Annotated in this window: 13 protein-coding genes and 1 pseudogene; 11 read left to right on the plus strand and 3 right to left on the minus strand. The window is 66.3% G+C overall.

Going from position 1 to position 14,263, the window contains the following annotated elements:
* Positions 1-13: 13 nt before the first annotated feature.
* From B9Y86_RS05315 to B9Y86_RS05335, 5 genes are all read left to right on the plus strand, one after another.
* Positions 14-1,075 carry an NAD-dependent epimerase/dehydratase family protein gene (locus B9Y86_RS05315; protein WP_085483580.1) on the plus strand — a complete coding sequence of 354 codons (1,062 nt, stop codon included), beginning with the start codon at positions 14-16 and terminating at the stop codon, positions 1,073-1,075.
* Positions 1,072-1,749, plus strand: coding sequence for a glycosyltransferase family 2 protein (locus tag B9Y86_RS05320; RefSeq protein ID WP_217809164.1), 678 nt, complete (start codon positions 1,072-1,074; stop codon positions 1,747-1,749). Before B9Y86_RS05315 ends, B9Y86_RS05320 begins: the two co-directional genes overlap by 4 nt.
* Before the next feature lie 62 nt (positions 1,750-1,811).
* The gene (locus tag B9Y86_RS05325) at positions 1,812-3,080 is read left to right on the plus strand and encodes an ROK family protein (RefSeq protein ID WP_176223262.1); all 1,269 of its coding nucleotides are present in this window, start codon (positions 1,812-1,814) and stop codon (positions 3,078-3,080) included.
* A gap of 258 nt (positions 3,081-3,338) precedes the next feature.
* Positions 3,339-4,523, plus strand: a complete 1,185-nt coding sequence (locus tag B9Y86_RS05330; RefSeq protein ID WP_085483584.1) for an MFS transporter — start codon at positions 3,339-3,341, stop codon at positions 4,521-4,523.
* A gap of 29 nt (positions 4,524-4,552) precedes the next feature.
* Positions 4,553-6,070 carry a carboxylesterase/lipase family protein gene (locus tag B9Y86_RS05335; RefSeq protein WP_085483586.1) on the plus strand — a complete coding sequence of 506 codons (1,518 nt, stop codon included), beginning with the start codon at positions 4,553-4,555 and terminating at the stop codon, positions 6,068-6,070.
* Positions 6,071-6,100: 30 nt separating this feature from the next.
* Here B9Y86_RS05335 and B9Y86_RS05340 read toward each other — a convergent pair whose 3' ends face one another.
* Both B9Y86_RS05340 and B9Y86_RS05345 read right to left on the minus strand, forming a co-directional pair.
* Positions 6,101-7,168: a S41 family peptidase gene (locus B9Y86_RS05340; protein ID WP_085483588.1), complete on the minus strand. Its 1,068-nt coding sequence runs from the start codon at positions 7,166-7,168 to the stop codon at positions 6,101-6,103.
* Positions 7,169-7,258: 90 nt separating this feature from the next.
* Complete coding sequence (locus B9Y86_RS05345; RefSeq protein ID WP_085483590.1) at positions 7,259-8,194, minus strand: hypothetical protein; 936 nt, start codon at positions 8,192-8,194, stop codon at positions 7,259-7,261.
* Between the two features lie 579 nt (positions 8,195-8,773).
* Between B9Y86_RS05345 and B9Y86_RS05350 the strand changes: the two genes are divergently transcribed.
* The 4 genes from B9Y86_RS05350 (at position 8,774) to B9Y86_RS05365 (ending at position 12,132) form a co-directional block, all read left to right on the plus strand.
* Positions 8,774-9,595, plus strand: coding sequence for a hypothetical protein (locus B9Y86_RS05350; protein ID WP_085483592.1), 822 nt, complete (start codon positions 8,774-8,776; stop codon positions 9,593-9,595).
* A 147-nt stretch (positions 9,596-9,742) separates the two neighbouring features.
* Positions 9,743-10,399, plus strand: a complete 657-nt coding sequence (locus B9Y86_RS05355) for a TIGR04282 family arsenosugar biosynthesis glycosyltransferase (RefSeq protein WP_085483594.1) — start codon at positions 9,743-9,745, stop codon at positions 10,397-10,399.
* Positions 10,400-10,408: 9 nt separating this feature from the next.
* Entirely contained in the window at positions 10,409-11,662 is a 1,254-nt protein-coding gene (locus B9Y86_RS05360) for a molybdopterin-dependent oxidoreductase (protein ID WP_085483596.1), read from the plus strand.
* Complete coding sequence (locus B9Y86_RS05365; protein ID WP_085483598.1) at positions 11,659-12,132, plus strand: hypothetical protein; 474 nt, start codon at positions 11,659-11,661, stop codon at positions 12,130-12,132. The genes B9Y86_RS05360 and B9Y86_RS05365 overlap by 4 nt, the downstream gene beginning before the upstream one ends.
* On the opposite strand, the gene B9Y86_RS05370 is transcribed toward B9Y86_RS05365, so the two are convergent.
* Positions 12,121-12,618 (minus strand): CGNR zinc finger domain-containing protein, encoded by a 498-nt coding sequence (locus B9Y86_RS05370; RefSeq protein WP_085483600.1) that lies wholly within the window; start codon positions 12,616-12,618, stop codon positions 12,121-12,123. The genes B9Y86_RS05365 and B9Y86_RS05370 overlap by 12 nt on opposite strands.
* A gap of 83 nt (positions 12,619-12,701) precedes the next feature.
* On the opposite strand from B9Y86_RS05370, the gene B9Y86_RS05375 reads away from it, so the two are divergent.
* Both B9Y86_RS05375 and B9Y86_RS05380 read left to right on the plus strand, forming a co-directional pair.
* Positions 12,702-13,580: an alpha/beta fold hydrolase gene (locus B9Y86_RS05375; protein ID WP_085483602.1), complete on the plus strand. Its 879-nt coding sequence runs from the start codon at positions 12,702-12,704 to the stop codon at positions 13,578-13,580.
* Positions 13,581-13,850: 270 nt separating this feature from the next.
* Positions 13,851-14,263, plus strand: a pseudogene (locus B9Y86_RS05380) (hypothetical protein); the annotation flags it as partial.

Consider the following 14,263-nt stretch of genomic DNA (forward strand, 5'->3'; position numbering starts at 1 on the left):
TGGGGGTCATCACATGCCGCATCTGCTCGTCACCGGCGGCGCCGGCTTCATCGGCAGCGAGATCGTGCGCCAGGCTCTGGATGCCGGATGGTCGGTGCGCGTGCTCGATTCGCTGCGGGCCGACGTGCACGAGACGGCCCCAGCGCTCGACGAGCGCGCGGAGTTCGTGCTCGGCGACGTGCGCGACGAGGAGACGGTGGCGCGGTCGCTCGAGGGCATCGACGCCGTCTGCCACCAGGCCGGCAAGGTGGGCCTCGGAGTCGACTTCTACGATGCGCCCGACTACGTCTCGTCGAACGAACTGGGCACCGCCGTGCTGCTCGCCGCCATGACGCGCGCCGGCATCGACCGCTTCGTCGTGGCCTCGTCGATGGTCGTCTACGGCGAGGGCAGCTACAGCAACGAGGCCGGCGACAAGGTGCGTCCGCCCGCGCGTGCGGTCATCGACCTCGAGGCCGGGCGCTTCGAGCCGCTCGACCCGGCCACCGGTACTCCTCTGATTCCCGAGCTCATCGCCGAGGATGCGCCGCTCGATCCGCGCAACGTCTACGCGTCGACGAAGCTCGGCCAGGAGCACCTCGCCTCATCGTGGGCACGTTCCGCCGGCGGCACGGCGATCGCGCTGCGCTATCACAACGTCTATGGGCCAGGCATGCCACAGAACACGCCCTACGCCGGAGTGGCCTCGCTGTTCCGCTCGGCTCTGGCTCGCGGCGAGGCGCCTCGGGTGTTCGAAGACGGGGCCCAGCGACGCGACTTCGTGCACGTGAGCGACGTGGCGGCGGCGAATCTCGCGGCCCTCGACGCAACGGAGTCGGTCGAGTCGTCGTCGTTCGCGACTTACAACGTGGGCAGCGGCGTCGTGCACACCATCGGCGACATGGCGGCAGCCATCGCGCGCGCCTCGAACGGATCCGACCCCGTCGTCACCGGCGAGTTCCGCCTCGGCGACGTGCGGCACATCACCGCATCGAGCGACAAGATGGCCCGCGAGCTCGGTTGGCGCGCGACCGTCGACTTCGATGCCGGGATGGCCGAGTTCGCCACGGCCCCTCTGCGCTCGGCCGCATCGTGACCCGCGCCGCCCTCGTCGATGTCGTACTGCCCTGCCTCAACGAGGCCGAGGCCCTGCCCTGGGTGCTGTCGCGGCTACCCGAGGGCTATCGCGCGATCGTGGTCGACAACGGCTCGACGGATGCCTCGGCCGACATCGCGCGCGCGGCCGGCGCCACGGTGGTCGCCGAGTCGCGCCGCGGTTTCGGCGCCGCCGCCCACGCCGGGCTGCTCGCCGCGACGGCGCCGATCGTCGCCTTCTGCGATGCCGACGCCTCTATGGACCCGGCCGAGCTGCCGACCCTGGTCGAACGGATCACGGCCGACGAAGCCGACCTGGTTCTCGGCCGCCGCATCCCGACCACGGCAGGAGCCTGGCCCCTGCACGCGCGATTCGCCAACCGCGCTCTCTCGTTTCTCATCAAGCGTCGGGCGCAGATCGCGATCAAGGATCTCGGGCCGATGCGCGCCGCTCGCCGCGACGGACTGCTGGCTCTGGATCTGACAGATCGCCGAAGCGGCTATCCCCTCGAGATGCTGCTGAAGGCATCCGCCGCCGGTTGGCGCATCGAGGAGTTCGACACGCCCTACAGCCCTCGGGTGGGCCGGTCGAAGGTCACCGGAACGATCCGCGGAACCTACATCGCGATCAAGGACATGTCGGCGCTGTTGCGCGAGGTGAAGCGCGGAGAATGACCCGCCTCTCAGGTAGCCACGGTGCGCGTTCGCGCCAGCCGCGGAGTGGGATGATGAGCCACATGGATCGCCCAGGGGAGAGTCTCAAGTCGAGCGATGTGCGCGACCACAATCTCGGGCTTGTGCTTGCCTCGCTGGAGAAGGCGGGCTCCGCGTCTCGCACGCAGCTTGCCGAGACGACAGGGCTCGTTCGGGGCGCGCTGACCGCACTGATTGCCGAACTGATCGAGGTCGGTCTCGTGCGAACGTCGCCCGTTGATCCGAAGCCCGTCGAGGTGACACCGCCGCCCCGAGCCAGAGCCGGGCGCCCGCAGGAGAAACTGGAGCTCGACGGGTCGCGGCTTGCTGTCCTCGGCGTGCAGTTCACGCCCGATCGGATCCATCTCTGCGTCGTGGATCTTGCCGGGCGCAGTCTGCTCCGACGAGAACTCGCGTTCCGGGCGCCCTACGGCGACCCCGAGGCGCTGGTGGCCATTCTCGTCGAACAGATGGAGGAGGTCTTTGCCTCGAAGATCGTCGGCTCACCGAGCATTGTCCAGTGGGTCTTCGCCGTTCCGGCCCCCGTTTTCACATCCACCGGGGTGATCCCGATCGCGATCGATCTCGGGTGGCACGACGTCGACTTGGCGAGACTGGTCTCGGATCGGATCGGGGTACCACGTCTCGGAATCCGTGTCGTCAATGATGCGAACGCCGCCACGTACGCCGAATTCAATTCTCTGTGGCGCAACCCAGAGACGGCAGGGGTCACCGATTTGATCTATCTGAAATCAGATACCGGCATCGGCGGAGGTGCGATCGTCGCCGGATCGATCCTCCTGGGGGCGAACGGTTTCGCTTTCGAACCGGGGCACGTCTCCGTGGTGCCGGACGGCATCGAGTGCGAGTGCGGCAGGCGCGGGTGTCTCGTGACCGTCGCCGGCCCCGAGCGGGTTGTCAGCCTCGCGGGGCTGGACGCGTACGCCGTGGACAACGGTCTCGAGGCGGCATTGCAGGAGGTCGTGCGGCGATTCCGCGCTTCCGAGTCGGCGGCGGTTGCCGCTGTAGGTGAGGCCGTCAGGTGGTTGCGTCTCGTACTCGAGAACCTCGTCGTCCTGTTCGAGCCGCAATACATCGTCCTCGGCGGATACCTCGCCGAGATTGTCGACGAGTTCTCAGCGCTGCCCGTGCCTGTGCACGCGTACACGAACCCGTGGGCGACAAGCGGGTCAGGACCGGAGGCATCCGAACGCCCGCCTGCATCGTCAGCTGCGCTCGGCGCTCTCGACGGAGCGATCCTCCAAGCCAGGCATGATCTCCTCTCCTCGCCCGGGCCGCTCCGCACAGCCTGAGGCAGGTAATTACTTCGCGGGTTGAAGTATTCGTGATGGTCTTCTAGAGTTGCGACACGACGCCGGAGTCGGTGTCTGATATTCGTGCTCAAGGAGGAGCTCATGTCACATCCTGTCGACGACGCCAACCAGCCCGTTTCGATCGCGACGCCCGATGGAAAGACCATCTACGCCGACTAGGAAGCGGCCCCGTTCACCGAATCGACGGGCATCTCGCGGGGCGTCACCGGGGCGGCTCGGAGCCGTCTCGTGGCATCCATGCTGGTGGGCAACGTCTTCCTCTTCGCCACCTATGCGGGCGTGATCGTCATTCTGCTTCCGCAGCAGATGGCCGATCTCGATCCTGCGAACAAGGTCGCGAACCTGGCGATCGTGACAGCGACCTCGTCGTTTTTCACTCTCTTCGCGCAGCCTCTAGTGGGGGCATTCTCCGATCGCACGCGTACTCGTCTCGGCCGGCGCGCTCCGTGGTTGCTCGTGGGCGGTGTCGGTGGCGGCGTGCTCACAATCGTGCTTCAGTTCGCTCCCGGTGTCTTCTGGGTGACCGGTATCTGGGTTCTGGCACAAGTGCTGCTCAACGCTTTCCAGGGGCCGCTCTCGGCCATCATCGCTGACCGGATCCCAGCCGATGGGCGCGCGACGGCATCTGCCTTCGTCGGAGTCGGCACCGCGATCGGCGGAACCCTCGGAGTCATCATCGCGGGCCAGGTACTGACGTTCATCGGAGTCGGCTTCTGGATCTTCGGCCTCGGAGTGATCGTCGCTGCTGTCGCCTTCGTTCTCGTCAACCGAGACCGCTCGTCGGAGTCGCTGCCTGTCACCGCCTTTCGCTGGGGTGCGTTCGTCAGGAGTTTCTGGGTCAGCCCGCGCAAGCACCCGGATTACGCCTGGGCTTTCGCCGGTCGATTCGTGATGATCCTGGGCTATCAGGGCGTGCAGGCCTACCAGCTCTACATCCTGACCGATTACCTCGGCCTCGCGTCGCAAGAGGCTGGCAGCGTCGCGGGCATCCTGTCGATCTGCTCGATGGTCACGCTCGTCGTCGGCACCCTTGTATTCGGTCGGCTGTCAGACAGGCTCGGTCGGCGAAAGGTGTTCGTCTTCGCAGCGAGCATCATCATGGCGCTCGGTATTGCGATCCCGCTCTTTTTTCCGACCGTTCCCGCGATGATCGCGTATTCACTCGTCGTCGGAGTCGGCTACGGCGCGTACCTCGCCGTCGATGTCGCACTGATGGTCGACGTGCTGCCTTCCGCCGGCGACGCGGGCAAAGACTTGGGCACCTTGAACGTGGCGACCAACATCCCGCAGGCGATCACCCCGGTTGTCGCGGCGACCCTGCTGTGGCTGACCGGCGGCGACTATGGCGCCATCTTCGGCTTCGCGGCCGCGATGGTCCTGCTCTCCTCGTTTCTCGTCTTCCCCATCCGCTCGGTCAAGTGACCCGACAACCGAAACCTCGAAGGACATCCATGAACCCCGCGTCATCACCCATCGCCCCCGTGAACACCACGAGCGGCGCAGTCTCCGGGGTACCTCACCCGCACGGCTCCGCCTACCTCTCGATCCCCTTCGCCGCGCCACCCGTCGGAGCGAACCGTTTCCTCGCCCCTCAGCCACGAGCCCCCTGGTCGGGAGTCCGCGCCTGCGACGCCTACGGACCGACTCCGCAGCGACGCCCGTTCGGCGTGGTCACGACGATTCCCGAGCCCTCTATTCCCGGCGACGACACACTCAGCCTGTCGGTGTTCACCCCGGCAGGCGGAGAGCCGGATGCAGGCCTGCCCGTGTTCGTCTGGATTCACGGCGGAGGATACTTCGCAGGCTCGCCGGCCAGCCCCTGGTACGACGGCCGATCATTCGCCCGCGACGGAGTGGTCACGGTCGTGATCTCCTACCGCCTCGGATTCGACGGGTTCGGCTGGATCGATGGTGCGCCGCTCAACCGCGGCGTTCTCGACCAGATCGCCGCCTTGGAGTGGGTGCGCGACAACATCAGCGGTTTCGGTGGCGATCCGGCGCGAGTGACGATCGCGGGACAGTCGGCCGGCGGGGGAAGCGTACTCACCCTGCTCGCATCACCGGCGGCCGAAGGGCTCTTCAGCGCCGTCATCTCGCATTCGGGTGCCGTCGGCTCCCTCACCGCGCCGGAAGCCGAGGCCATCGGGAGGCGCTTCGCCGAGGAACTCGGAATCGAACCGACGCTTGCCGGATGGCGATCTGTCGACGAGACACAGATCCTCGACTCGCAGAACGAGTTCAACCAGGTGCCGGATGCCGCGGGATGGGCATCGACGCCGGCCGAACTCATCGACGCCATACGGGCTCGTCCGATCGAATCCATGGGACTCGCGTTTGCGCCTGTCATCGACGATGAGACAGTCAGAGCGCCCTCCAAGACGATGACGGCCGGCCACAGCGCCCGGATACCGCTCCTGATCGGGACCACCCGAGACGAGTTCAGCTTCGAGACCGCCGGCACCGCAGAGACCGGATCGGCCGCCCTCGAGAGAACGATCACTGACCTCGCCCGCGCGGGGATCGGAGAGAGCGAGATCGCGCAATACCGCAGAGAAGTCGAGCGGATCGGCGTGCAATTCGCGACGAGTCAGCTCGTCACCGCGCAGATGTTCCGCGCGCCGGCCGCCGGGATCGCTGCCCTTCGCGCGGCACATGGCGCCGGTGACCGAACGTGGCTCTACGACTTCGCGCATCCGTCGGCCATCACCGGCCTCGCTTCGCACTGTCATGAACTGCCCTTCGCCTGGGATGTCCTCGACGCGGAGGGTGTCTCGGCTGTGCTCGGCGATGCACCGCAAACGCTCGCCGACGAGGTTCACGACGTCTGGGTTCGGTTCATCACTCACGGCACGACAGGATGGGCATCGGTCGCCGACAACGCGGCCGGGGCCAGGGTGTTTGGCGCCAGCGGAGGGTATGACCGGCAGGCCTACGCCTTTGAACACGCTCTTCTGGGCGATGCTCGTTGAGTGGAGTGGCCTCAGCTCGTCAGCGGAGGATCACGCGACGGTCGCGAGCCATGTCTCGATCGCGCCGGTGAGCTGCGTGTCGTCGATGGTCTCATCCGGCTCGATGGGCACGCCGTAGCGTTTGCCGGTGCGATCGGCATCGACAGCCACGGTGAGGTTCACGACGGCTCCGTCATAGAGCCTCATCGGCTGATTAGCCGTACTGAACCCGTAACTCGGCTGCCCGAAGACGCGCACGTTCGACTGCCCGATGAAGGCGATCGCGACCGCCTCGGCGGAGCTACCGGTCATCCCGTTGACCACGACAGCCACCGGTCCACCGACCTTCGGTTGCGGAGCGCTTGCCGCGCTCTGCTCTTTGCCGCCTGAGGAGATCGCGCCCCCATCGACGGAGATGATCGTCGAGGTGTCGACGGAGTCGAAGGTCTCGACGGTGCCGTCGTCGAGAAGGGGCGCTACGGCGGCGAGCATCGGCCAGACATTGCCGCCGTGGTTTTCGCGAAGGTCGACGACCCAAGCAGAGGTCGAGGGGGCCGCTTTGCCGATGGCGGCGACGACTGTGTCGATGTACTTCTGACCGAAGGAGTCGCTCCCGGTGCCGCCGCCGATCAGGGTGGGAAGCCGGATTGTCGTCACGCCGTCCGCGCTCGAGACGGTCGGCAACTGGTTCTGAGAGTTGCCGCCTGACGACGGACCGAACATCTCGGCCGCCTTCGCCGGGTCTGCGAATGTCGTGTGCGGACCGCCTAGCTCGGTGGCGGCCTTCGCGAGCGCGTCATAGGTGCCTGCATAGTCCGTGGCAGTCGCAACCTCCGCGAGCGTCTCGGCACGTACTTCCGCGTAGTGATCCGGCGTCGCATCGAGTCCATGGCTCATTTCGTCGAGGGCGAACTCCGCGTACTGCTGAGGCGACGGGGGCACGACGTAGATGCCGTAGCTGCGCAATAGTGGAGCAGCGACGACGATCCCGCCGACTCCCAGCGCGGCCACTCCGACCACGGCGACGCCCACGATGATTCCACGCCGACGGCGGCGGCGCTGCCGCTCTTCCGGGGTCTGGTGAGTGGTCGAAGGGCGAGCTGAGGTGTCTCCGGGCATGGTTTCACCCTACGAAACACAGTTCCGTCCGGCGTCAGACCAGGGCACGATTTCGAGGAGGCGTCTGTCGTTCCCCCGTACGATTCGATGTCACAACCGCACAGGCGGAAACCGCTGAGCCCTCATCGCGTCGCGCCAGCCCTCGATGCGGCGCTGGGCGAACGTGGTGCTCAGCTCGCCACGCGCATCCGGATGCTCGGACCAGTACCGCACGGCCGTGTAGATCAGCCACGCGTGGCTCTGATATCCGCCAAGACTGTAGTCGTTCGCGTCGTTCTCAGCGCCGGCAGCCGGTTCGATGATGAGGCCCGGAGCGAAGTCGCCGGTGCTCTCGTCGACCGCGGTCACAGACGGTCGAACCCGCGCGATCGACTCCCACGGCCACTCGTCTACGCCGTCGACGTAGTAGTACACGAGTCCGTGCCGACCCAGAGAGATGCCGATCGGTCGGCGTCCGAAGGAGGAGTGTCGCCAGCGCAGCCACACCGCCATCACCGACGCGATCACCACCACGAGGCAGCCGAGCAACAGCGGAATCGTTGCAATGAGAGCCCAGGGCGCCTTCATCACAGCCAGCGCGCTCGCCCACGCGAACATCACGGAGCCCCCGCATCCGGCTGTCGTGAAGAATGCGGTCTGCCAGCGTCCGGGGCCAGACCGGCTGAAGAAGTGAATCCAGGAGTCCGCCGGACGCACCTCCGCTCGCGAGAGGGCAATGGCGTTGATCATGGCGGGCAGAGCCTTCTCGTCGCCCGACCGTTCGTATGCGATACCGGTCACCAGGCCTATTGCGGCGAAGAAGAACGCCCAGACGATCGTGCCGACCAGGTCGCCGCGCGCCGCCGCCCAGACAGCGAAGGCACCGAGGGCGAAGGTGGCCGTCGCGCCGAACACCACCAGCCACGTCGCGGTGCGCTTCGCGGCATGCACTTGCCATTTCGGGGGAAGCGGGTAGGGCAGGCCGTCGAAGGCTGCCGCGCCGCCCCGAACCGAGGGCGGCAGAGGAGGTAACTCGGGCACCGTCATAACGAAATTATGACTCGCTGATGCGGGCGCGTGGCGCAGCGATACAGCGGCCGGTCCACATGGAGGAAGCGCTGCTCAACCTCCTCGTGGTGCCGTTCGGGGCCGACTTCGCCCTGCTGCTCTAGGTGTACTTGGCCTCGACGAACGAGGCCATGCCCCTCTCAGAAGGTGATCTTCTGCTCGACCTACGATCGTCAGATGAGTCCGTTTCTCCCTGGTGCCCGTGGAACGCAACCCTGCCCGAACTGCGGCGCCCAAGTCGCCCAATCCGACCGGTACCCCGAATACCTGTGCAGCGAATGCGAGGCTCGCGCGGTAGATGCGAACGGCGCACGGGTCACTGGATCGAACGCGTCGTTTGGCGGCGGGTTCGTGTTGCACTGGCCGAACGGCGAGCACGACCCGCTGCCATGCATTTCGGCACGGGTGTGGGTTGATGGACGTGAGTGGGACTATTCCGAGGCGCGATTCGGCGGAGTGCTGATCACGCCAGCGCGAGAGCGCTGACCAGCGTCACACCTCTGGAACTCCCGCTACGAGCACGTGACCGCATCAAGCGGACTGGCTAAAGTTGGCCGCATGGTGGAGGACCGAAGCGGGGGCCGTTCAGCTCGCGATTGGCTTGATCCCGACTTCAGCGAGCTCTCGGCGGGCGCTCCGGATGCGCTGGCGCGTTTCGCTCGGCAGAACGGCTGGGAGTACTACGCCTACAGCAACGAAGTGGCGTTGCCGGGGCTCGTCTTTCACGAAGCCGACGGGCGCGACCGGTTCATGGGCGGCGCCGCAGACATCGTGCGCATCCCTGGTCGACTGCTCACCGAGGTGGGCAACAGCGCCTACATCTCGCAACCTGCCGGCCACCAGGTGGGCAGGATGTGGGGCTACATCGCCCTACAGATCGACACGCCCGTGGCCCCATTCGTCCTCCAGTCCCGCCGCACGGCCCTACACAGGCCGCTCCCTTCGCTGCCGATCCTGCCGACCGGCCTGAAGCCGAGCATCGTGGGCGATGGCGACCGCGCCTTCGAGCTCTATACGTATGTGGCCTCGGTGCCGGGGGCCCACGCTCTGCTGACCGACCGCATCCGGTCTCTGCTCGACGACGGTGGCGTGGGTTTCGCCCTCGAGTCGATGCCCGGGTGGCTGTTCGTCTACTCGCCAGAGAAGCTGTCGACGCTGGACGCCTCCACGTGGCGAAGGGTGCTGCAACTGATCGACGAGCTGCGCGCGCAGGCGGCGACGGTTGCGTCGGCCAACCCCGGAGCCGGATTCAGCGCCGCCCTGCCGATGCGGTCTAACGCATGGGCCGTGGATAGGCGGCATGCCCTCTGGGTTTACGGACTTGTCGCAGCGGGGATGGTCGTTGCGGGGCTGCTGGGCTGGCTCTTTTCGCTGCGCTGACTCCCGATTGGGGCGCGCCCGTCGCGATGGTCCATACAGTAGATACAGGTGCAAAGGAATCCGATAGCGCCTCCGCGACGAAGTACTTAGAGTGACGACACCTGTCGTTCACTCGCAGTGCCTCTCGAATACAGGAGTCCTCTACTCATGCTCACCATCGCCGTCATCGCCAAGGAGTGCATTCCCGGGCGGGTGAAGACGCGCCTGCACCCGCCGTTCTCGCTCGTCGAGGCTGCTGAGATCGCATCCGCAAGCCTGGGTGACACGCTCGATGTGGTCTCGGCCGTTCCTGCCGACCGGCGCATCCTGTTCTTCGACGGCGAGAACCCGCCCGCCGAAGCACGCGGCTTCGAGATTCTGCATCAGAACGAAGGCACGCTCGACGAGCGTCTCGGCTACCTCTTCGACTCGGTCGACGGCCCCCTGCTGATGATCGGCATGGACACCCCTCAGGTCACGCGCGAGCTACTCGAGCCCGTGATCACCCGCTGGCACGACGACATCGACGCCTGGTTCGGGTTCGCCAGCGACGGAGGCTTCTGGGCGCTCGGCATGCGCGAGCCCGACGGCTCGCTCATTCGCGGGGTGGCCATGTCTGAGGCCGAGACAGGTCGCGACCAGTTGGAGCGACTGCTCGAGGCCGAGATGCGCGTCAAACTGCTCGCCGAGATCAACGATGTCGACTCCATCGACGATGCCCGCGACGTCGCCGCGATCGCCCCCGACGGGCGCTTCGCCGAGGTCTTCGACCGCGTCAGCGTCAGGGCCGGCGTGCGCGACCTGCAGCTCGATCGACGAGCCTAGGCCGCCGCCGTGAGACGCCTTCTCTCGTACACGCAGCAGGCTCTCGCGGCGCCCCCGCGTAATCCGCGCATGGCCGTCGTCATCGGTCGTCTCCTCGCGATCGCGTTCCTGCTCTGCTTCGGCACCGGCCTCTACAGTCACTTTCTGCAGGAGCCCGAGCCGTGGATGCGGTTCTCTACGGTGCCCGCGCAGCTCTATCAGGTGACCCAGGGCATCCACATCACGGCCGGAATCGCCTGCTTTCCCCTGATTCTCGGCAAGCTCTACACGATCTATCCGCAGCTGTTCCAGACACCCCCGGTCAAGAGCCCGCTGCACCTGCTCGAGCGCGCATCCATCGCCCTGTTCGTGGGTGCCTCGCTCGTGCAGATCACCATCGGCCTTCTCAACACCTACCAGTGGTACCCGTGGAAGTTCGGTTTTCGCGAGGTGCACTGGGCACTCTCGTTCGTGGTCATCGGCTCGCTCGCCATCCATATCGCCGTGAAGCTGCCCATGATCGCCCGCTTCTGGAGCCGCAACTCTGAAGGGTCGCGCGAGTTGCGCGGCGAGACAGCGGTCGACGAGACTCCGGATGCCGCTGCTCCCGTCGCCGAATCGGCTCCGGTCGGCGGCGTCACCGGTCGCATCTTCCGCTGGATTGACGGCGCGCCAGAACCCGAGCCCGCGGTGAGCCGACGTGGATTCATGACCGCGGTCGGCGTCTCGACGGCTACCGTCGTGGCTCTCACCGCCGGTCAATCGTTCGCGGCCCTCAGCCCGTTCAACATCTTCGCGCCGCGCGTCAAGGGAACCGGCCCGAACGCCCTGCCGGTGAACCGCACCGCGAAGGCGGCGCAGGTTCTCGACACGGCAGTGTCGCCCGACTGGGCGCTCACCATTTCGAACGGCCGCCGAACGGTGACCCTGACCCGCGCCGAGCTGTTGGCACTGCCCCAGACCACCGTCGAGCTGCCCATCTCGTGCGTCGAGGGCTGGAGTCAGATGGCAACCTGGAAGGGCGTGCGTCTGCGCGAGCTGCTCAACAAGGTCGGAGCCGACACCTCGCAGGGACTCAAGCTCACGAGCCTCGAGAAGAAGGGCGGCTACCGGGTCACCCAGATGGGACCGGAGTACGCCTTCGACTCGTCGACCCTCGTCGCACTCGAGGTCAACGGCGACACCCTCGACATCGACCACGGCTACCCCGCGCGCATGATCGCGCCCGGGCGGCCCGGCGTTCTGCAGACCAAGTGGCTCAGCAAGCTGGAGGTCGAGGCATGAAGGTCACACGAATGAGGGTCGCCCGGATCATCCTGATCGTGATCGGTCTCGCAGGGCTGTTTCTCGGCGCTCTGATCATGGTGCAGAAGGAGCGCCCCGACCAGATCCTCGGAGTGATCGTCTGGATCGGCGCCGCCATCATCGTGCACGACGGCATCCTGTCGCCGCTGCTTCTGCTGCTCGACGTCTGGATGCGCCGCGCGGGTCGCCGCATTCCCTTCGGCGTGCTCGTCATCATCCAGGGCGGCGTCGTCGTGGGCGCGATCATGAGCATGCTGGTGCTGCCCGAGATCTACAAGAAGTCGCTGGGCACCAAGAACCCCACGATCCTGCCGCTCGATTACGGGCTGAACCTGGCTCTCTTCTGGGCCGCGGTCGCGCTGCTCACGGCAGCCGCCTGCGCCCTCTACCTGCGGCGCCGCCGCTCGAGCCGAGACGCAGAACAGGTGCAGCCGACCTCAGCTGCGTGACCGGCTCGCGTGAGTGCGCGCCTTCATCCGGTTGCCGCAGGTCGCCATCGAGCACCACTTCGCGGTGCCGGGGCGGCTGTGATCGATGAGAAACAGGTTGCACTCGTCATTCGCGCAGGCGCGAAGCCGCCCGGGATACTGTCTGGTCACGGTCGACCAAGCCAGCACCGTGCGCACCGCAAGACTGTTCTCTGCCCTGGAGTCGAGCTGCCACACGATGCCGTCTCGGGTAACGCGCGGTGTGCGCACCGTGCCGTCGATGAGTCTGGTCAGTTCGTCGATCGCAGACGGATCATCTCCGCGGACCACCGACTGGATCGAGTCGCGAGCCCGGCGCAGCTGCGCAACCTCGTCTGCGGCTCCGGTTCCGCCCCTACTGAGAGCCAGCTGGCGCCCCGGTGCTCCGTCGAGGCCGTCGACGGGTCGGCCTTCCACCATGGGTGCACTGTTCAAGACAGCCAGCAACAGCTCCTCTTGCCCATCCATGACTTCTCCTCCTGTGCTCGGTGTGCGCGCTCAGTCCATGCTACTGTCCAACTAACCAGTAAAACAACTTTAGGAGGTTAGTAATGGTTGCTGTTCATCACCGCTCCGTCTCTATCGATGGGCTTGACGTGTTCTGGCGCGAAGCCGGCCCTGCAGACGCTCCCGTGCTCGTCCTGCTCCACGGATACCCGTCCAGCTCGCACATGTTCCGGCATCTCATCCCGCGGCTGGCCGAGCACTACCGCGTCATCGCACCCGACCACATCGGCTTCGGGCGCTCCTCCGCGCCCTCGGTCGACGACTTCGAGTACACCTTCGCAGCACTGGCCGAGACGACGAGCCGCTTTCTCAGCGCCATCGGCGTCACGCAATACACGATCTACGTGCAGGACTACGGCGCCCCCATCGGATGGCGCCTGGCGCTGAGCGATCCGGCCGCCGTCGTCGGCGTCATCACGCAGAACGGCAACGCTTACGAAGAGGGATTCGTACCCGAGTTCTGGAACCCCATCTGGGCCGATGCCGCCGAGCGCACAGTCGAGACGCGCGATGCTCTTCGCCCAGCCCTCGAACGGGCGGCGGTCGAATGGCAGTACACCCACGGCGTACCCGATCCGTCGACCGTCGATCCGGATGCGTGGGAACACGACCTCGCGCTCCTCGCCCGGGCAGGACAAGACGATGTGCAGCTGAACCTCTTCCGCGACTACGCGACCAACAGAGATCTCTACCCCGCCGTCCACGAGTGGATCCGTACCTCGCAGGTTCCCATCCTCGCGATCTGGGGCCGCAATGACGAGATCTTCGATGCCGCGGGTGCCCGCGCGTTCCTCCGTGATGCGCCGGATGCCCGCCTCGAGCTCATCGACGGCGGACACTTCCTGCTCGAATCACATCTCGATCTCGTCGCCACCACGATCACGAACTGGCTCGCTGAGAAGCAGCCCGCTGCGCGTTCGTAGCAACGAGGTGCGGAGTATGGCCGCTTCGCTTGATGCGGATGCGGCCATTTCGCGCATCTCAACGATCGGCTGGCACCTGCATCCGGATGCCCATGGTCACGGATGCGCCTAGTCGCCGCTCCAATTCAGGAAAATTGGCGCGATTGCGTACTTCTCGCGCGCGGCGACCCGGGTTTTCCTGACGTGAAGCACGCCCCGACCAATCCGATTTCTGAGGGGTGGCGAACTACATGTGTCCGCAACAACTCCCCAGCAAAGGAAACCCACCTCATGCGCTCACTCGCCAAGACCTCGATCAGCCTCGCCGCTGCCGGTCTCCTCGCTTTCTCCCTGGCCGCCTGCTCCAGCTCGTCCGAGTCGACCGAGTCGACGTCGTCGTCGCCCACATCATCGGCCGAATCGACCCCCACACCGGTCGCATCGATCCCGAGCCTCACCGGAGTCGACACCGCCGTTCTCCTCGACTCGGGTTTCGCCGCCGCTCTCACCAGCCTCGGCCTTACCCCCGGCACCGTCGGAACCGCGACCCTGACCGACGGATCGCTCCACTTCCCCATCACCGGCGGAAACGTCGACTACTACGACCCGGCCCAGAAGTACCGCCCCTACGTGCAGGGCACCATCAAGCACGAAGGCTCCGGCTTCTCCCTCACCGCCGGTGACACCGTCGTCGACCTGACCAA

The sequence above is a fragment of the Agreia pratensis genome, assembly GCF_900177685.1.
Classification (GTDB): domain Bacteria; phylum Actinomycetota; class Actinomycetes; order Actinomycetales; family Microbacteriaceae; genus Agreia; species Agreia pratensis.